General features: G+C 46.7%; 17 protein-coding genes. All 17 read left to right on the top strand.

Going from position 1 to position 17,603, the window contains the following annotated elements; genetic code table 11:
• The first annotated feature begins 25 nt into the window (after positions 1-25).
• The 17 genes from AB4351_RS02855 (at position 26) to flhA (ending at position 17,578) form a co-directional block, all read left to right on the top strand.
• Complete coding sequence (locus tag AB4351_RS02855; protein WP_372125029.1) at positions 26-1,435, top strand: sigma-54-dependent transcriptional regulator; 1,410 nt, start codon at positions 26-28, stop codon at positions 1,433-1,435.
• Positions 1,436-1,567: 132 nt separating this feature from the next.
• Positions 1,568-1,879 (top strand): flagellar hook-basal body complex protein FliE, encoded by a 312-nt coding sequence (gene fliE / locus AB4351_RS02850; protein ID WP_017060684.1) that lies wholly within the window; start codon positions 1,568-1,570, stop codon positions 1,877-1,879.
• 16 nt (positions 1,880-1,895) lie between these two features.
• Positions 1,896-3,638: a flagellar basal-body MS-ring/collar protein FliF gene (fliF, locus tag AB4351_RS02845; protein ID WP_371724532.1), complete on the top strand. Its 1,743-nt coding sequence runs from the start codon at positions 1,896-1,898 to the stop codon at positions 3,636-3,638.
• Positions 3,631-4,692, top strand: a complete 1,062-nt coding sequence (gene fliG / locus AB4351_RS02840; protein ID WP_017060682.1) for a flagellar motor switch protein FliG — start codon at positions 3,631-3,633, stop codon at positions 4,690-4,692. The genes fliF and fliG overlap by 8 nt, the downstream gene beginning before the upstream one ends.
• A gap of 124 nt (positions 4,693-4,816) precedes the next feature.
• The gene (gene fliH / locus AB4351_RS02835; RefSeq protein WP_017060681.1) at positions 4,817-5,617 is read left to right on the top strand and encodes a flagellar assembly protein FliH; all 801 of its coding nucleotides are present in this window, start codon (positions 4,817-4,819) and stop codon (positions 5,615-5,617) included.
• Positions 5,617-6,936: a flagellar protein export ATPase FliI gene (gene fliI, locus AB4351_RS02830; protein WP_017060680.1), complete on the top strand. Its 1,320-nt coding sequence runs from the start codon at positions 5,617-5,619 to the stop codon at positions 6,934-6,936. The genes fliH and fliI overlap by 1 nt, the downstream gene beginning before the upstream one ends.
• A 19-nt stretch (positions 6,937-6,955) precedes the next feature.
• Entirely contained in the window at positions 6,956-7,393 is a 438-nt protein-coding gene (fliJ, locus tag AB4351_RS02825; RefSeq protein ID WP_017060679.1) for a flagellar export protein FliJ, read from the top strand.
• A gap of 182 nt (positions 7,394-7,575) precedes the next feature.
• Positions 7,576-9,660, top strand: a complete 2,085-nt coding sequence (locus AB4351_RS02820; RefSeq protein ID WP_372125027.1) for a flagellar hook-length control protein FliK — start codon at positions 7,576-7,578, stop codon at positions 9,658-9,660.
• A 90-nt stretch (positions 9,661-9,750) separates the two neighbouring features.
• Positions 9,751-10,239, top strand: a complete 489-nt coding sequence (gene fliL, locus AB4351_RS02815; protein ID WP_146492312.1) for a flagellar basal body-associated protein FliL — start codon at positions 9,751-9,753, stop codon at positions 10,237-10,239.
• Between the two features lie 7 nt (positions 10,240-10,246).
• A complete protein-coding gene (fliM, locus tag AB4351_RS02810; protein WP_060983689.1) occupies positions 10,247-11,290 on the top strand; it encodes a flagellar motor switch protein FliM in 1,044 nt (347 codons plus the stop codon).
• 29 nt (positions 11,291-11,319) lie between these two features.
• A complete protein-coding gene (gene fliN, locus AB4351_RS02805; RefSeq protein WP_004739851.1) occupies positions 11,320-11,730 on the top strand; it encodes a flagellar motor switch protein FliN in 411 nt (136 codons plus the stop codon).
• Positions 11,730-12,140: a flagellar biosynthetic protein FliO gene (gene fliO / locus AB4351_RS02800; protein WP_372125024.1), complete on the top strand. Its 411-nt coding sequence runs from the start codon at positions 11,730-11,732 to the stop codon at positions 12,138-12,140. Before fliN ends, fliO begins: the two co-directional genes overlap by 1 nt.
• Positions 12,127-13,056, top strand: a complete 930-nt coding sequence (fliP, locus tag AB4351_RS02795; RefSeq protein WP_371714731.1) for a flagellar type III secretion system pore protein FliP — start codon at positions 12,127-12,129, stop codon at positions 13,054-13,056. Before fliO ends, fliP begins: the two co-directional genes overlap by 14 nt.
• An 11-nt stretch (positions 13,057-13,067) precedes the next feature.
• Positions 13,068-13,337, top strand: coding sequence for a flagellar biosynthesis protein FliQ (fliQ, locus tag AB4351_RS02790; protein WP_029235191.1), 270 nt, complete (start codon positions 13,068-13,070; stop codon positions 13,335-13,337).
• 6 nt (positions 13,338-13,343) lie between these two features.
• Positions 13,344-14,126, top strand: a complete 783-nt coding sequence (fliR, locus tag AB4351_RS02785; protein WP_017060672.1) for a flagellar biosynthetic protein FliR — start codon at positions 13,344-13,346, stop codon at positions 14,124-14,126.
• Positions 14,127-14,135: 9 nt separating this feature from the next.
• Positions 14,136-15,266, top strand: coding sequence for a flagellar biosynthesis protein FlhB (flhB, locus tag AB4351_RS02780; protein WP_017064116.1), 1,131 nt, complete (start codon positions 14,136-14,138; stop codon positions 15,264-15,266).
• Positions 15,267-15,478: 212 nt separating this feature from the next.
• Positions 15,479-17,578 carry a flagellar biosynthesis protein FlhA gene (gene flhA, locus AB4351_RS02775; RefSeq protein ID WP_146492314.1) on the top strand — a complete coding sequence of 700 codons (2,100 nt, stop codon included), beginning with the start codon at positions 15,479-15,481 and terminating at the stop codon, positions 17,576-17,578.
• The last annotated feature ends 25 nt before the right edge of the window (positions 17,579-17,603 follow it).

The following is a 17,603-nucleotide window of genomic DNA, read 5'->3' as shown; positions in this document are numbered from 1 at the left end:
AACTGAATTTACACTGGAGAATCCTATGGCTCAAAGCAAAGTGTTAATCGTCGAAGATGATGAAGGTCTACGCGAAGCCCTTGTCGACACACTCGCGCTTGCTGGCTATGAATGGCTGGAAGCGGATTGTGCGGAAGATGCTCTGGTCAAATTAAAATCGAACTCCGTTGATATTGTCGTATCTGACGTGCAGATGGCGGGCATGGGTGGCTTGGCACTATTGAGAAACATTAAGCAGCATTGGCCAAATTTGCCGGTATTGCTAATGACAGCGTACGCCAACATCGAAGATGCCGTTGCTGCAATGAAAGAGGGCGCTATCGACTATATGGCAAAGCCATTTGCGCCAGAAGTGCTGCTCAACATGGTCAGCCGTTATGCGCCTGTAAAGTCGGATGACAATGGTGACGCTATCGTTGCTGATGAAAAAAGTATCAAGCTAATGATGCTGGCTGATAAAGTTGCGAAAACCGATGCCAACGTCATGGTGTTGGGCCCGAGTGGTTCTGGTAAAGAGGTGATGTCTCGCTACATTCACAATGCTTCTAGCCGAAAAGATGGCCCGTTTGTCGCGATTAACTGCGCGGCGATCCCAGACAACATGTTAGAAGCGACCCTGTTTGGTTATGAAAAAGGCGCATTTACTGGCGCTATTCAAGCTTGCCCGGGGAAATTCGAGCAAGCGCAGGGCGGTACAATTCTGTTGGATGAGATCAGTGAAATGGATCTTAGCCTACAAGCCAAACTACTGCGTGTTTTGCAAGAGCGCGAAGTTGAGCGATTAGGTAGTCGTAAGAGCATCAAATTGGATGTTCGTGTATTAGCGACCAGTAACCGAGACCTTAAACAGTATGTTTCTGAAGGGAATTTCCGTGAGGATTTATACTACCGCCTGAATGTATTCCCAATTTCTTGGCCTCCATTGTGCGAGCGTAAAGGCGATATTGAGCCTTTAGCCAAGCACTTAGTTGAGCGCCACTGCACCAAACTTGGTATGCCTGTACCCGTTATGTCAGCACAAGCGATCAGCAAACTCGTCAATTATCCGTGGCCGGGCAATGTTCGCGAATTAGACAATGTGGTACAGCGTGCGTTAATATTGAGCGAACAAGAGAACATCTCTGGTGAGCATATCCTTCTTGAAGGTGTCGATTGGCAAGACGCAAGCAGCCTACAACAAATCGTTGAAGGCACTGACGTAGCTGCGCCAGAAATCAAGCCGATTGCCGAAGCAAACCCAATCAGTAAAATCGCGGCTAGCAGCGAAGGGTTAGGTAATGAGCTTAGAGATCAAGAGTATGCGATCATTCTTGAAACCCTGATTGCATGTAATGGTCGACGCAAAGATATGGCTGAAAAACTGGGTATTAGCCCTCGTACACTGCGTTACAAGTTGGCTAAAATGCGCGATGCTGGAATAGATATCCCAAACTGAGGATAGATTAGTAGTGTCAGCTTTCTGACTAGTGTAATACGATATCTAGTCAATTTAATGTGTGGCACGCTAATTGCTCTGTCAATAATATAGCTAAATAGATAGTCATAATTTTGACTCCTGAGGTAGTAGATGAGAATAGATGGTTTACAAGGCGAAATGCAGGCGATGATGGTCGAAGCTGCCAGCGCGCGTCCCGCAGCAACGGGGCAAGCGGTCGGTGCAGATTTTGGCAACATGCTGACTAATGCCATCAATAATGTGAACTCATTACAAAAGACTTCAGGTGATCTTCAAGCTCGTTTTGATAGTGGCGACCAAAGCGTATCCCTATCGGACGTGATGATTGCTCGTAATAAATCTAGTGTGGCTTTTGAGGCGACGATCCAAATTAGAAATAAATTGGTCGAATCGTACAAAGAGCTGATGAATATGCCGGTATAAGTTGGGTAGTTAAATAGTGGCAGATAATAGTCAAACAACAGATTTAACCGTAAGCGATAGCAACAACCATGCACTTATTGCAGGCTCTGAGCTAGACGGAGAAGGGCAAAATCCCGATCTAGGTGAACGCAGTTCATCGAAGTTCGATATGGCTGTCGGTGATCTTGATTTACTTCGTCAGGTCGTCTTAGTCCTTTCTATCTCTATCTGTGTAGCGCTGATTGTGATGCTGTTTTTCTGGGTAAAAGAGCCAGAAATGCGTCCATTAGGGGCTTACGAAACAGAAGAATTGATCCCCGTTCTTGATTACTTAGATCTGCAAAAGATCGATTACACGCTTGAAGGCAATACCATCTCAGTACCGGCGAGTGAGTACAACTCATTAAAGCTTAATATGGTACGAGCGGGTTTGAATCAAGAGCGAAACGCGGGTGATGACATCCTCATGCAAGACATGGGTTTTGGTGTATCACAACGTTTAGAACAAGAACGCCTTAAATTAAGCCGCGAAAGACAACTTGCCAAAGCCATTGAGCAGATGAAACAGGTGCGTAAAGCTCAGGTTTTATTGGCCCTGCCGAAGCAGAGTGTTTTTGTACGTCATAATCAAGAAGCCTCTGCTTCTGTATTCCTAACTCTAAAAACAGGTACTAACCTCAAGCAGCAAGAAGTTGATTCTGTTGTGGATATGGTGGCAAGTGCCGTTCCGGGAATGAAAACCTCACGTATTACGGTGACCGATCAGCATGGCCGATTGTTGAGCTCAGGCTCTCAAGACCCTATGTCAGCGGCGCGTCGTAAAGAACACGAGTTAGAGCGCAATCAAGAACAAGCGCTGCGTGAAAAAATTGACTCCATCCTGATTCCTATTCTTGGGTTTGGTAACTACACCGCTCAGGTTGATATCCAGCTCGATTTCAGTGCTGTGGAGCAAACCAGAAAACGTTTTGATCCGAATACACCGGCGACTCGAAGTGAATACACCTTAGAAGATTACAACAATGGAAATACGGTGGCGGGTATTCCGGGTGCGTTGAGTAACCAGCCTCCAGCGGATGCCTCAATTCCACAAGATGTGGCTCAGATGAAAGACGGCGCGATGACAGGTCAAGGCTCTGTTCACAAAGAAGCGACTCGAAACTTTGAGCTAGACACCACCATCAGTCATGAACGTAAACAGAGCGGCACGGTTAATCGTCAGACGGTTTCTGTTGCGATCAAAGACCGCCAATCCTTGAACCCAGATACGGGTGAAGTGGTTCATACGCCAATCCCGGCGAGCGAAATCAATGCGATTCGCCAAGTACTGATTGGTACGGTGGGCTTTGATGAAACTCGTGGTGATTTGCTCAACGTATTAAGCATGCAGTTTGCACCTCAAGTAACAGATGTTGTTGCTGATGTGCCAATCTGGGAGCATCCAAACTTCAATGATTGGGTTCGTTGGTTTGCAAGTGCCTTGGTTATCATTGTGGTGGTGTTGGTACTTGTTCGCCCTGCAATGAAGAAACTGCTTAACCCAGCAGCAGACAACGATGAACAGATGTACGGACCTGATGGCATGCCAATTGGTGCCGACGGCGAAACCAGCTTAATTGGTGGTGATATTGAAGGTGGTGAGCTGTTTGAATTTGGTTCAAGTATCGACTTACCAAACCTTCATAAAGACGAGGACGTGCTGAAAGCAGTACGTGCACTTGTAGCGAATGAACCAGAGCTAGCAGCTCAAGTAGTTAAGAATTGGATGGTAGATGGCTAACGAAATAGTTCCACAACAAACTGAAGGCGGTGAAGTGCTTGATGTCTCTAGCGTGGATATCGGCTCTATCTCAGGCGATGAGCGCGCTGCGATCTTGTTGCTCAGTTTAAATGAAGAAGATGCTGCTGGTATTATTCGTCACCTAGAGCCAAAGCAGGTTCAGCGTGTGGGTAGTGCGATGGCGCGAGCTACAGACCTATCCCAAGAGAAAGTAGGCGCTGTGCACCGTGCTTTCTTAGATGATATTCAGAAGTACACCAACATTGGTATGGGCAGCGAAGACTTCATGCGTAATGCGTTAGTTGCTGCTCTGGGTGAAGACAAGGCGAATAACCTTGTTGACCAAATCCTTCTCGGCACAGGTTCGAAAGGTTTGGATTCGCTTAAGTGGATGGATCCTCGTCAGGTGGCGAGCATTATCATCAACGAGCACCCTCAAATTCAAACTATTGTGTTGTCGTACCTCGATGCCGATCAATCGGCTGAGATCCTGTCTCAGTTCCCAGAGCGAGTTCGTCTGGATCTGATGATGCGTATTGCCAACCTTGAAGAAGTTCAACCTTCGGCGCTTGCTGAACTGAATGAAATCATGGAGAAACAGTTCGCGGGTCAAGCGGGTGCTCAAGCTGCCAAAATTGGTGGCCTGAAAGCCGCGGCTGAGATCATGAACTACATGGATAACAACGTGGAAGGCGTCTTGATGGATCAAATCCGTGACCAAGACGAAGACATGGCAACACAGATTCAAGATCTGATGTTTGTCTTTGAAAACCTTATTGAAGTTGATGACCAAGGTGTTCAACGACTACTACGTGATGTTCCACAAGATATTCTACAGAAAGCACTTAAAGGTGCAGATGAAGGTCTACGTGAGAAGATCTTCAAGAACATGTCTAAACGTGCTGCCGATATGATGAGAGACGATATTGAGGCGATGCCGCCAGTCAAAGTCTCTGATGTTGAAGCTGCTCAGAAAGAGATTTTGGGTATCGCGAGGAAGATGGCAGACAGTGGCGAAATTATGCTGTCTGGTGGCGCCGACGAGTTCCTTTAATACAGAAATCTCAAAAGCCCCACACTGTTGGGGCTTTTCTTTATCCAATCTCGAACCACAGATTAACTCAGTTTAACTGCTTGAATTCACAATACAGTTAAGCCACTCATAGATAGGTACTGATATGTCAGGTGATAGAAAACGCGGCTTCCTTCGCCCTGAAGAAGATAATACGGTTGCCCAACCTCAGAAATGGGGGCTGCCTGACTACACCTCTGACGTGAGCAAACAAGCCAAAGAAACCGCTTTTAACTACGACCCTAGTTGGATGCCAACGGTTGAAGAAGCCATTGAAGATGAAGAGCTGGTTCTGACTGAAGAGCAAATCGAGCTGATTAAACAAGGCGCTTATCAGGAAGGGCTGCATCAAGGCCAAGAGGCGGGCTTTAAGCAAGGCTATGAAAAAGGCAAAGAAGAAGGTTTTGCTGCCGGTCACGAAGAAGGCAACGAAGCCGGCAAGCTTGAAGGCGTAACCGCGGGTCAAGAGTACATTCAACAGCAGGTGGCCGTCTTCATGGGGCTGGCAAACCAGTTCGCTCAACCATTAGAGTTGATGAACGCTCAGGTGGAGAAGCAATTGGTCGACATGGTGCTTACCATGGTCAAAGAAGTGGTTCATGTTGAAGTGCAAACCAACCCACAAATCATATTAGATACCGTTAAAGAATCGGTAGAGTCGTTGCCGATTTCTGGTCACGCAATCACATTGAAACTCAATCCGGAAGATGTGGCGATCATTCGCTCTGCGTATGGCGAGACTGAATTGGACTGCCGTAATTGGACGCTGGTCGCAGAGCCAGCACTCAACCGTGGTGATGTACAAATTGAAGCGGGTGAGTCGAGCGTTAACTACCGCATGGAAGATCGTGTAAAGAACGTTATTCAAAATTTCTGCGGCGCAAATCGTCACCAAGGTCATGAGTAATGCTTGAGTTAGCGAATCGTCTCAGTCAGTACAAAGTCGAGGGGCTAAAATCGCGACCAATTGCCTCTGGTAAATTAGTACGCGTTGTTGGCTTAACGCTTGAAGCGACCGGCTGTAAAGCGCCAATCGGCAGTTTGTGTTTAGTCGAAACCATGTCTGGTCAGATGGAAGCCGAAGTCGTCGGTTTCTCTGGCGATAACCTATTTTTGATGCCGAGTGAGCAAATCACCGGGATCTTACCTGGCGCTCGCGTCACGCCAATGACTACCGAAAGTGGTATCCCTGTTGGAATGGAACTGCTCGGTCGAGTGATCGACGGCGTAGGTAATCCACTCGACGGTTTAGGTCCAATCTATACAGAGCAACGCGCTTCATTTAATGCGGAGCCAATCAACCCGTTAGCTCGTAAACCGATTTCTGAACCACTCGATGTCGGCTTGAAAGCCATTAATGGTTTGCTAACCGTGGGTAAAGGGCAACGTATCGGTCTGTTTGCTGGCTCTGGTGTCGGTAAATCCGTAACTCTGGGCATGATGACTCGAGGCACAACTGCGCAAGTAGTGGTCGTAGGCCTAATCGGTGAGCGTGGACGAGAAGTTAAAGAATTTATTGAAGAGATTCTTGGTGAAGATGGCCGTAAGCGTTCGGTTGTTGTTGCCGCTCCTGCCGACTCATCACCATTGATGCGCTTAAAAGGCTGTCAAACCGCGTTGGCTGTCGCCGAGTACTTCCGCGACCAAGGCTTAGATGTTCTGCTACTCATGGATTCATTGACCCGTTTTGCTCAAGCTCAGCGTGAAATTGCTCTGTCTGTGGGTGAGCCGCCAGCAACCAAGGGCTATCCGCCATCAGTCTTCGCTAAGCTTCCTGCGCTGGTGGAACGAGCAGGTAACGGCAATGATGAACAAGGTTCTATCACGGCTTTCTTTACCGTGTTAACCGAAGGCGATGACTTACAAGATCCGATTGCGGATGCGTCGCGAGCAATTCTCGATGGTCACGTTGTGTTATCTCGTGAGATGGCCGATGCCGGTCACTACCCAGCGATTGACGTTGAGAAATCCGTCAGTCGTGTTATGCCGCAAATCACCACTGAAGAACATGTCTTGATGTCGAAAGCGGTAAGGCAAGTGCTGTCTATCTGCCGTAAAAACCAAGATTTGGTGTCGATTGGTGCTTACAAGCCAGGAACGGATCCAGCAATCGATAGTGCCTTCACGTTGAAACCAAAACTGGATGAGTACTTGCAGCAGAAGATGAAAGAGACCGTCCCATACGACATGTGCGTCAACATGTTGAAACATGTATTGGGTGGCTAACGGGTGAATAAGGTTAGTCATGGATAACGCATTAGAATTTTTGCTCGATCAAGCCAAAGATCAAGAGAACCAAGCGGTACTTGCGCTCAACAAAGCGAACTCTGAGCTGCAAGGCTACTATGAGCAGGTTGCGCAGATTGAAAAGTATCGACTGGATTACTGTCAGCAGCTCGTTGACCGCGGCAAGGCAGGCTTAACGGCGAGCCAATATGGTCACTTGAACCGCTTCTTAACTCAGTTGGATGAAACATTATCCAAACAGAGAGAAGCCGAGCACCACTTTAAAAATCAAGTCGACAACTGCCAAAGCTACTGGATGGAGTTACGCAAAAAACGTAAATCCTACGAGTGGTTGATGGAGAAAAAGCAGAAAGAGAAAGCAAAGCTGCAAGATCGAAGAGAACAAAAGCAAATGGATGAGTTTTCGACTCTGTTATACAGCCGAAAGAAGATGTGATCCTAAGCCACGAATGACGTCAGTGCTGTTCTCTATATTGTGAAAACCGAACTTATAGGCATGTTTCTTGCTCCGTTTTATATAAAATTGCGCGTTATGCCCACCAAAGGCATGAAAAGCATCCGACTTTCTTTTTGTTGCCTGATTCATGGCAGCAAAGCTAGTAGATAGAGCTTGTATATATGAATGTTAGTCTTTCCTCAAATTCAGCGACCAACAAAATGTCATCGTTGTTGGACACCGGTTCTGCCTCTTCCAAGGTAGAAGAAACCGGCGACTCTAAAGGTTTCTTTGAGTCCTTTAAAGAAGCGCTCGGCTTTGAAGAAAGTGACAGTAAAGTCGCAGTAAAAGACACAGAAAGCACTGCGAAACCTGATACTAAACAGACATCTACCGAAGGTGAAGCGTCAGCCGAAGCGAACAAAGGTGATTCCGCTGAATCAAAGGCTACTGACGAAGTGAGCGAAGCGCAAAGCAAGCAAGCAGCTTCAGAAGTAGAAGGCGAGAAAGCTGCTGATAAAACATCAGCAGAGGCTGCGTCTGGATCTGAGGCTCAGCTCAAAGCCAATTCGGGCACTGATAGCACTGTCGCTGATAAGACTGTTGCAGATAAGGCAGATGGTAAATCCCAAACTCAGGGTCCATCAGCGGTAGATGGTGCTACGCAGGCATCGCAAGCCAATGCAGCGATGAGCGAAGGCAATAAATTGCTTGGTCAATTGGATGAGGCAAACAAAACCCTAAATCAAGCGCCAAACGGCAAAGGCTTGCCTCAGCAAGGTCAGGTAGAACAAGCCCAAGGTAATATCACCGGTGCTTCTGTTGCAGGAGTTTCCGTTACGGATAAGGCGACACAACAAGCTAAGGCTGCAAATCAGGAGAAGAGCCTTGAAGTCGATTCTGAAATCGCTGTACTTACCGGAGGTAAGGGTGTTTCTCAGCTAACTGATACTGAAATTCGACAGTTGATGGATAAAGGCGTCAGTCCAGAACAAATTGAAGCCAGTATGAGCCGAGAGCTGAGCCAAAAGAATGCAGCTAGTGCGGTTGCTGCCGAGCAGAGCCAAGCATTGTCAGCCGTGGATATTGAACTGGCAAAGCAAGTAGATGCCCATACCAAAGCGCTAAACCAATTGAATGGACAAATCGAATCAGAGCAGTCTGTTGTCGATAGCTTGCTTGATAAGCAACAAAGTGGCGCTAAGTTGACGGTTGATGAGCAAGCCGCTTTGGCTAAAGCGACCTCTAACCTAGACCTGTTGAATCAACAGCTCGCTAACGTTCAACAACAAGTAACAGCTTTGCTAAGTCAAGCTCCGGCTGCGAACAGTGCGTCTGGTGAACCCACTGCTATCGATTGGGATAATACGGATTCAAGCGAAACTAAAGCCTTAGCTGCGGCAGCATCAACAGCAGCTGTAGCGACGGCTACACAACAAGTGTCAGCGCAGGCCGCTTCTCAATCAGCAAACAATGCTCTTACGGACAAGGCGGCAATGCTGCACGCCAATAATGCACATGCAGCCCAACAGGCCGCAGCTCAGCAAGCTAATGTGGCTTCACCTCAGCAGCAAGCAACGTTGGATCCAGCTTTAACCGCGCAAGGAATGGCGATGAATGCAACGCCAGCTGCCACAAAAGCAGGCTCGACTGATACGCTTCTTAAAGCGGGCGCCGGTGCAGCAGCACTGTCTGGTTTGGGTAAAGCGGGTGCTAAAGAAGATTCTAAAGATTCGACCTTTGCTCAGCAGATCGCTTCTGCGGCTGGTGCACAAGGTACGGCAACGGTGGGTTCAGCACCTACGCGAGCTGAAATTCAAGCTGCTCAACAAGCGCCCTTACAGCTCACCAAAGAGCTAGCCAATGAGCAAGTGGCTGAAAAAGTACAAATGATGATGTCTAAGAACCTTAAGAACTTGGACATTCGTCTCGACCCACCAGAATTGGGCCAAATGAAAATCCGCATGACCATGAATAATGACGTGGCAAACGTGCACTTTACGGTGAGTAATCAGCAAGCGAGAGATGTGATTGAACAAACCTTACCTCGCTTGAGAGAGATGCTTGCTCAGCAAGGTCTGCAGCTTGCCGATTCGTCTGTTCAACAACAGAACTCCGGTCAGGGACAAGATAGATACAACAATGGTGAGCAACAATCCGGCGCTAACCGCACAAATGATACGCAAGGTGATGAAAACCTTGATAGTGGCAGCAATCTTGAATTGAATGTCGCATCAAAGCGTGATGGAATTAGTTATTATGCCTAATATCAGGCTAAGTACACTTAGTTAATAGACAGAACCAGTTAATAGAAAGTACCGTCAGTTAATCGAAAGAACAGGAAGTTAGAGCAAAATATGGCAGAAGAACAAGATGCACCTAAAGGGAAGAGTAAGCTTCTCATCATCATTGTAGCGGTAGTCGTTTTACTACTTGGCGTAGGTGGCGCACTGTTCTTTTTTTTAGGCTCTGATGATAGTGCCTCAGAATCTCAGTCTCAGCCTACTACTGCTGTGGTCGCAGCCGAGCCTGTTATGTATGTTAATATCCCTCAGCCCTTCTTGTTCAATGTGACAGGTGATAAAAAAGACCGCCTAGTTCAGATAAAAGCACAGTTGATGGTGCGTGGCAGCAAGAATGAAGACTTGGCTCGTTACCACTCTCCTCTTGTAGAGAGTACTTTATTAGCAACGTTCGCTTCAGCAACGGTTGATCAATTGCGCTCTCCAACTGGGCGAGTTGAACTGCGAAATAAGGCGACTGAAGATATTAAAGCAAGCCTGGCTCAAGCTGTTGGCCAGCCTGTGATTGAAAAAGTGTTATTCACTGACTTCGTAATTCAATAGGTAATTTGTGACCGATTTATTAAGCCAAGACGAAATTGATGCGCTATTACATGGCGTTGATGATGTTGAAGACGTAGAAGATGTCTTAGAAACCGACAATGATAGTGCGGTCAATTTCGACTTCTCATCTCAAGATCGAATCGTCCGTGGTCGAATGCCGACCCTTGAACTTATTAACGAGCGTTTCGCACGTCATATGCGGATTAGCTTGTTTAATATGTTACGTAAAACAGCTGAAGTGTCGATCAACGGCGTGCAGATGATGAAGTTTGGTGAGTACCAAAACACATTGTATGTACCCACTAGTTTAAACATGGTTCGTTTCCGCCCGCTGAAAGGCACGGCACTTATCACCATGGAAGCTCGTCTTGTTTTTATTCTCGTAGAGAACTTTTTTGGTGGTGATGGACGTTTCCACGCTAAGATTGAAGGCCGTGAATTCACGCCAACCGAAAGACGAATTATTCAGTTACTGTTGAAAATTGTTTTTGAAGATTACAAAGAAGCTTGGTCTCCAGTGATGGGGGTTGAGTTTGAATACTTGGATTCTGAAGTGAACCCAAGTATGGCGAACATTGTGAGCCCAACAGAAGTGATTGTTGTAAGCTCATTCCACATTGAAGTGGATGGCGGTGGTGGTGACTTCCACGTCGTGATGCCTTACTCCATGGTAGAGCCGATTCGTGAACTGCTGGATGCCGGTGTTCAATCAGACAAAATGGAAACCGATGTTCGTTGGAGTACCGCGCTGCGTGATGAAATTATGGATGTGCCGGTTAACTTCCGTGTGAACTTGCTAGAGCAAGATATTTCTCTGCGTGACTTGATGGAGCTGCGACCCGGTGACGTCATTCCAATGAACATGCCTGAGCATGCGACTATGTTCGTTGAAGAGCTGCCAACGTATCGTGTGAAAATGGGCCGTTCCGGTGAGAAGCTCGCAGTACAGATTTCTGAAAAAATTCAAAGACCACATGTGGTTAAAACTGATCTCGCTTTTCTAGGCAAGGACTTAATGTCTGAGCTGGAAAATAGCGACGATGACGAATAGCAAAATAGATAAAAGTATAGGAATTGGTAATGGAACCTAGTGAAGATCAAAAGCTAGCAGACGAGTGGGCTGCGGCACTTGGTGAAGATCCTTCAGCACCGTCAATTGATGTTGATGACGTGCTTGCGGCACCACTTGATGAGCTAACCGATTCATCGTCTCCGATTTCTGAAGATGAGCGTCGTAAACTGGATACCATCATGGATATCCCCGTGACTATCTCAATGGAAGTTGGCCGCTCTCAGATCAGTATCCGTAATTTACTTCAGTTGAACCAAGGTTCGGTTGTTGAGCTAGATAGAATTGCTGGTGAGTCACTGGATGTGATGGTAAACGGTACCTTGATTGCTCATGGTGAAGTGGTTGTGGTGAACGACAAGTTTGGTATTCGTTTGACTGACGTTATTAGCCAGACAGAACGAATTAAGAAGCTGCGTTAATGAGCTTTCTGTCTCCAAGATTGGCTAGGCTAATTGTGGGGGGAGCTTTGTTATCTTCTCCTTCTGTTGCCTTTGCTGCAACGCCGCCATCTCTCGATTTAGCGACCACTTTTGGGTCGCTAATTTTCGTTATAGCCTTCATCTTATTTATTGCTTGGCTACTCAAGCGCATGCAAGTGCCTGCAATGTCGAATCAGCAAGGCTTGGCGATTGTTAGGCAAATTCCTGTAGGTACTAAAGAACGCATCGCTATTGTTCAAGCTGGTGATGATCAGTTCTTAGTCGGGATTACCACGCAATCTATCCAGCTAATTTCTAAGCTCGATAAACCTCTTACTCAGGAGATGCTGGAAAAAAGTACATTTTCAAGTCAGCTTTCCCAGCTAATAAAAAAAGATGCAAACAAGTAACGGACTTTTGAACTCATCTTACGTTTGCCAAAACGGAGCTTTCCGAATGGTTAAAATGTTGTTGGTTCAGCTCACTCTCCTCTGCTCACTCGTATTCAGTATGTCGGTATTTGCACAGGCTGAAGATGGCACCGTCATTCCTGCGAATACCGCTGGCTCAGAGTCGGTAACCATCAGCACGATGGAACAAGACCAAGCCAAATCGCAAACCATGACAACGGGTAGCTTAACCGGCAATGGTGGTGGCATACCTGCCTTTACCATGACAACCAATGCTAATGGTGGTGAAGACTACTCGATAAACCTACAGATCTTGGCTCTAATGACCATGCTTGGCTTCTTGCCGGCGATGGTGATTTTGATGACCTCGTTCACCCGTATTGTGGTGGTGATGTCTATCTTGCGTCAGGCAATGGGTCTACAACAAACACCGTCTAACCAAGTGATTATTGGTATCGCGATATTCTTGACCTTCTTCATCATGTCGCCAGTGATTAATCAAGTTAACGAACAAGCAGTTCAGCCTTATCTCAATGAACAGATATCGGCACGACAGGCATTCGATGTTGCCCAAGAACCGATTAAGTCCTTTATGCTTAAACAGACTCGAATCAAAGATCTAGAAACCTTTGTTGAGATCTCTGGTGCGGAAGTGACCAACCCTGAAGATGTTTCAATGGCGGTTCTGATTCCTGCATTTATCACGTCAGAGTTGAAAACGGCTTTCCAGATAGGCTTTATGTTGTTCTTGCCGTTCCTAATCATCGACTTGGTAGTGGCATCGGTATTAATGGCTATGGGTATGATGATGTTGTCACCAATGATTGTATCGCTGCCGTTTAAGTTGATGCTGTTTGTTCTTGTTGATGGTTGGAACTTGATACTCTCCACTCTCGCTGGCAGTTTTGCCTTGTAGCTGGGGGAATAATGAATCCTGAAATATTCGTAGAGTTGTTCCGAGATGCCCTTTGGATGGTACTCATTATGGTTTGCGCCATTATCATCCCGAGCCTGCTGATCGGTTTAGTCGTCGCTGTTTTCCAAGCTGCGACCTCTATCAACGAACAAACACTGAGTTTCTTGCCGCGTTTGATTGTGACTTTGTTGGCGTTGATGCTATTTGCACACTGGATGACTCAGATGATGATGGAGTTCTTTTTTGAACTCATCGAACGCTTGCCGCAAGTTCTGTATTAAATCGATATGGAATACCCGACGAGCCTTGTACTAGAGTGGTTAGCCAATTATTTTTGGCCATACACTCGCATCTCAGCCATGCTGATGGTGATGACGGTAACAGGGGCGCGCTTTGTGTCGCCGCGTATTCGTCTGTATTTAGGCTTGGCGATCACCTTTGCCGTAATGCCCGCGATTCCCGCGGTTCCAAAAGAGATTGAACTGCTCTCTTTCCAAGGTTTCCTAACCGTCTTTGAGCAAATTGTGATTGGTGTGGCGATGGGCTTTGTCACTCAGTTCATGATTCAAACCTTTGTTATGCTCGGTCAAATCCTTGGTATGCAATCTAGCTTGGGCTTCGCTTCTATGGTCGACCCAGCCAATGGACAGAACACGCCAGTATTGGGTCAGCTCTTCATGCTACTTGCCACTATGTTCTTCTTGGCAACCGACGGTCACTTGAAAATGCTGCAGTTGGTGGTGTTCAGCTTTAAGACTTTGCCGATTGGCAGTGGCTCTTTGACTTCGGTTGATTTTCGAGAACTCGCGTTGTGGCTTGGTATCATGTTCAAAACGGCATTGGCGATGTCCTTGTCGGGCATTATCGCACTGTTAACGATTAACCTTTCTTTTGGTGTAATGACGCGTGCTGCACCTCAGTTAAATATCTTTTCTTTGGGTTTTGCATTTGCGCTACTCGTGGGTCTGTTACTTTGTTGGTACATCCTTGGCGGCTTGTATAGTCACTATGAGCTATTCTGGATGCAAGGCGAACAACAGATATGTCGTCTAATCCGGTTAGATTGCTAGGAGACTGAAATGGCAGAGTCAGACGGTCAAGAACGCACAGAAGACGCCACGCCCAAACGCTTGCAACAGGCCAAAGAGAAAGGGCAGGTTGCAAGATCAAAAGAGCTAGCTTCAGCGTCGGTACTGATAGTCGGTGCGATTGCATTAATGTGGTTTGGCGAATCGATGGCGAAGGCTTTGTTCGAGGCCATGCAACGTCTGTTTTCTCTGAGCCGCGACGAGATCTTTGACACCAACAAGCTCCTTGAAATCGCTGGTGGCGCACTGGTGAACTTACTGTTTCCACTGTTCTTAATCTTGATAACTTTGTTTGTTGCGGCTGTTATTGGTGCGGCAGGTGTTGGCGGGATTAACTTTTCGATGCAAGCTGCAATGCCAAAGGCGTCTAAGCTCAATCCACTCAGTGGTATCAAGCGTATGTTTGGCCTACAAAGCTGGGTTGAACTGCTGAAATCTATTTTGAAAGTGGCACTTGTATCAGGCATGGCTATTTACCTTATTCAGGCCTCTCAGCATGATTTAATGCAGCTGAGTATGGATGTGTATCCGCAGAATATCTTTCATGCTTTGGATATCTTGCTTAACTTCATTCTTTTAATCAGTTGCTCTTTGCTGATCGTGGTTGCCATTGATATCCCATTTCAGATCTGGCAACACGCTGATCAGCTGAAAATGACTAAACAAGAAGTTAAAGACGAATTCAAAGATACCGAAGGTAAGCCGGAAGTAAAAGGCCGAATTCGTATGCTACAAAGGGAAGCCGCTCAGCGTCGTATGATGGCAGACGTCCCTCAAGCGGATGTGATTGTGACCAACCCAGAGCACTTTTCCGTGGCACTGCGTTATAAGCAGAATCAAGATAAAGCGCCGATTGTGGTTGCCAAAGGTGTCGACCACATGGCGATGAAGATCCGAGAAATTGCACGCGAAAACGATATCTATATTGTTCCGGCACCGCCATTGGCGAGGGCGCTTTATCACACCACTGAACTAGAACAACAAATTCCTGACGGTCTGTTTACGGCTGTCGCGCAGGTGCTTGCATATGTTTTCCAGCTTAAGCAGTACCGAAAACGAGGTGGTGAGAGACCAAAACTGCAAGATTCTAATATGCCGATCCCACCTGATTTACGTCATTAGATCAATTGCTTGAGCTCTGCGTGATGAACCCTGATAATAGTGATCTAGCCAATCTTCCTTTTATTGAGGTGATGGCGATAATTTGACGTGAGATGTTGGTACAGTGTTTGCTGTAGTAAGCCTGAACATTATAAGCCCATAGCAAAACAGCCCTGACTAAGATCTAATCCACTTGTTCAGAGAGCTACAACATAGCGAAACTGTCTAGATTTATGAAATTCTCCCTGCCTTTTGCGGACAAGCTACCTAAAATCCCGAACCGTGCCATGCCTGCGGTTGGTGCACCTGTTATGGTACTTGCAACGCTTGCTATGGTGGTGTTGCCAATTCCAGCTTTCTTGTTGGATATGTTCTTCACCTTTAACATTGCATTGTCTATGGTTGTGCTATTGGTTTCGGTTTATACCCGCAGACCTTTAGACTTTGCTGCATTCCCGACCGTACTTCTGATTGCGACTCTGCTTCGATTAGCCTTGAACGTTGCTTCAACACGTGTGGTCTTGCTTCATGGTCATGAAGGTGGCGACGCGGCTGGTAACGTGATTGAAGCCTTTGGTAACGTGGTTATCGGTGGTAACTATGCCGTAGGTCTAGTGGTGTTCTTGATTCTGATGATCATTAACTTCATGGTTGTAACCAAAGGTGCAGGCCGTATCTCGGAAGTAAGCGCGCGTTTCACTTTGGACGCCTTACCGGGTAAACAGATGGCGATCGATGCCGACTTGAACGCAGGTTTGATCGACCAAGATCAGGCTCGTCTGAGACGTTTTGAAGTAACCAAAGAAGCCGACTTCTACGGTTCGATGGACGGTGCGTCTAAGTTTGTTAAAGGCGATGCGATCGCTGGTATCTTAATCTTATTCATCAATATCATTGGTGGCTTGAGCATTGGTATGGCTCAGTTTGACCTTGGTTTTGGTGAAGCAATTGAAATCTACACACTACTGACTATCGGTGATGGTCTGGTTGCACAAATTCCATCTCTATTACTGTCTATTGCAGCCGCGATGATGGTAACGCGCCAAAACACTGATGAAGACATGGGGCAGCAGCTCGTCTTCCAGATGTTCGACAATCCAAAAGCCTTGATGATCACCGCTGCAATCCTTGGCATCATGGGTATTGTTCCAGGTATGCCACATTTCTCGTTCTTGAGCCTTGCAGCTGTTGCGGGTGCAGGGGCGTATTACATCGATAAAAAGAACAAGAAGAAGGCGGAAGAACCTAACCTTCCGGCGACCGTTGAAGCGAATGGAGAAGTAGGCTCTCAGAAAGAGCTTTCTTGGGATGATGTTCAACCTGTTGATATTATTGGCTTAGAAGTAGGTTACCGTTTGATTCCTTTGGTGGATAGAGACCAAGGAGGCGAACTGCTTGAACGCGTTAAAGGTGTGCGTAAGAAGCTGTCTCAAGATTTTGGTTTCTTGATCCCAGCGGTGCACATTCGCGATAATCTAGAACTGACACCAAACAGCTACCGAATCACCTTGATGGGTGTCGCGGTAGGTGAGGCTGAGATAAAACCAGACATGGAACTCGCGATTAACCCTGGTCAAGTCTACGGTATGATCGATGGTGAGCCGACGATTGACCCTGCCTTTGGCCTTGAAGCTGTATGGATACGTGAAGAGCAGCGTGAACATGCACAAGCTCTAGGTTATACCGTTGTCGATTCTTCTACTGTACTGGCGACACACCTTAGCCAACTGCTAACCAATAACGCATCACAGCTTATTGGTCACGAAGAAGTTCAGAACTTGCTTGAGATGCTCAGCCGCTCAACACCTAAGCTGGTGGAAGGTTTTGTACCGGATCAATTGCAGTTGGGTGTAGTCGTAAAAGTGCTACAGAACCTATTGAATGAAGCCATTCCAATTCGTGATATTCGAACCATAGTCCAAACTTTGTCGGAGTATTCTGGTAAAAGTCAAGAACCTGACATACTTACGGCGGCGGTTCGTATCTCATTGAAACGGCTAATTGTTCAGGAAATCAATGGTATAGAACCGGAATTGCCAGTGATAACCTTGATTCCTGAGCTGGAACAAATCTTGCATCAAACCATGCAGGCATCCGGCGGAGAATCTGCTGGTATTGAACCTGGTTTAGCCGAACGTTTACAGACATCCCTCAGTCACGCGACACAAGAGCAAGAGCTGAAAGGTGAGCCCGCGGTGCTACTGACCTCTGGTGTGTTACGTTCGACTCTGGCTAAGTTCGTGAAAAACACGATTCCAAGCTTGAGAGTCTTGTCTTACCAAGAAATACCGGACGAAAAGCAGATACGTATCGTACAAGCTGTTGGTAATTAAGCCGCCTAATTAGAACGGACGATCG

This window comes from Vibrio sp. 10N.261.51.F11 (assembly GCF_041471665.1).
Taxonomy (GTDB): domain Bacteria; phylum Pseudomonadota; class Gammaproteobacteria; order Enterobacterales; family Vibrionaceae; genus Vibrio; species Vibrio crassostreae_C.
This window is presented reverse-complemented; position numbering and strand designations above follow the sequence as displayed.

What these genes read in the sequence shown, in the direction of transcription:
- AB4351_RS02855 (WP_372125029.1), top strand. Translation starts at nt 26, where the DNA reads ATGGCTCAAAGCAAAGTGTTAATCGTCGAAGATGATGAAGGTCTACGC.
- fliE (WP_017060684.1), top strand. Translation starts at nt 1,568, where the DNA reads ATGAGAATAGATGGTTTACAAGGCGAAATGCAGGCGATGATGGTCGAA.
- fliG (WP_017060682.1), top strand. Translation starts at nt 3,631, where the DNA reads ATGGCTAACGAAATAGTTCCACAACAAACTGAAGGCGGTGAAGTGCTT.
- fliH (WP_017060681.1), top strand. Translation starts at nt 4,817, where the DNA reads ATGTCAGGTGATAGAAAACGCGGCTTCCTTCGCCCTGAAGAAGATAAT.
- fliI (WP_017060680.1), top strand. Translation starts at nt 5,617, where the DNA reads ATGCTTGAGTTAGCGAATCGTCTCAGTCAGTACAAAGTCGAGGGGCTA.
- fliJ (WP_017060679.1), top strand. Translation starts at nt 6,956, where the DNA reads ATGGATAACGCATTAGAATTTTTGCTCGATCAAGCCAAAGATCAAGAG.
- AB4351_RS02820 (WP_372125027.1), top strand. Translation starts at nt 7,576, where the DNA reads ATGAATGTTAGTCTTTCCTCAAATTCAGCGACCAACAAAATGTCATCG.
- fliL (WP_146492312.1), top strand. Translation starts at nt 9,751, where the DNA reads ATGGCAGAAGAACAAGATGCACCTAAAGGGAAGAGTAAGCTTCTCATC.
- fliN (WP_004739851.1), top strand. Translation starts at nt 11,320, where the DNA reads ATGGAACCTAGTGAAGATCAAAAGCTAGCAGACGAGTGGGCTGCGGCA.
- fliO (WP_372125024.1), top strand. Translation starts at nt 11,730, where the DNA reads ATGAGCTTTCTGTCTCCAAGATTGGCTAGGCTAATTGTGGGGGGAGCT.
- fliP (WP_371714731.1), top strand. Translation starts at nt 12,127, where the DNA reads ATGCAAACAAGTAACGGACTTTTGAACTCATCTTACGTTTGCCAAAAC.
- fliQ (WP_029235191.1), top strand. Translation starts at nt 13,068, where the DNA reads ATGAATCCTGAAATATTCGTAGAGTTGTTCCGAGATGCCCTTTGGATG.
- fliR (WP_017060672.1), top strand. Translation starts at nt 13,344, where the DNA reads ATGGAATACCCGACGAGCCTTGTACTAGAGTGGTTAGCCAATTATTTT.
- flhB (WP_017064116.1), top strand. Translation starts at nt 14,136, where the DNA reads ATGGCAGAGTCAGACGGTCAAGAACGCACAGAAGACGCCACGCCCAAA.
- flhA (WP_146492314.1), top strand. Translation starts at nt 15,479, where the DNA reads ATGAAATTCTCCCTGCCTTTTGCGGACAAGCTACCTAAAATCCCGAAC.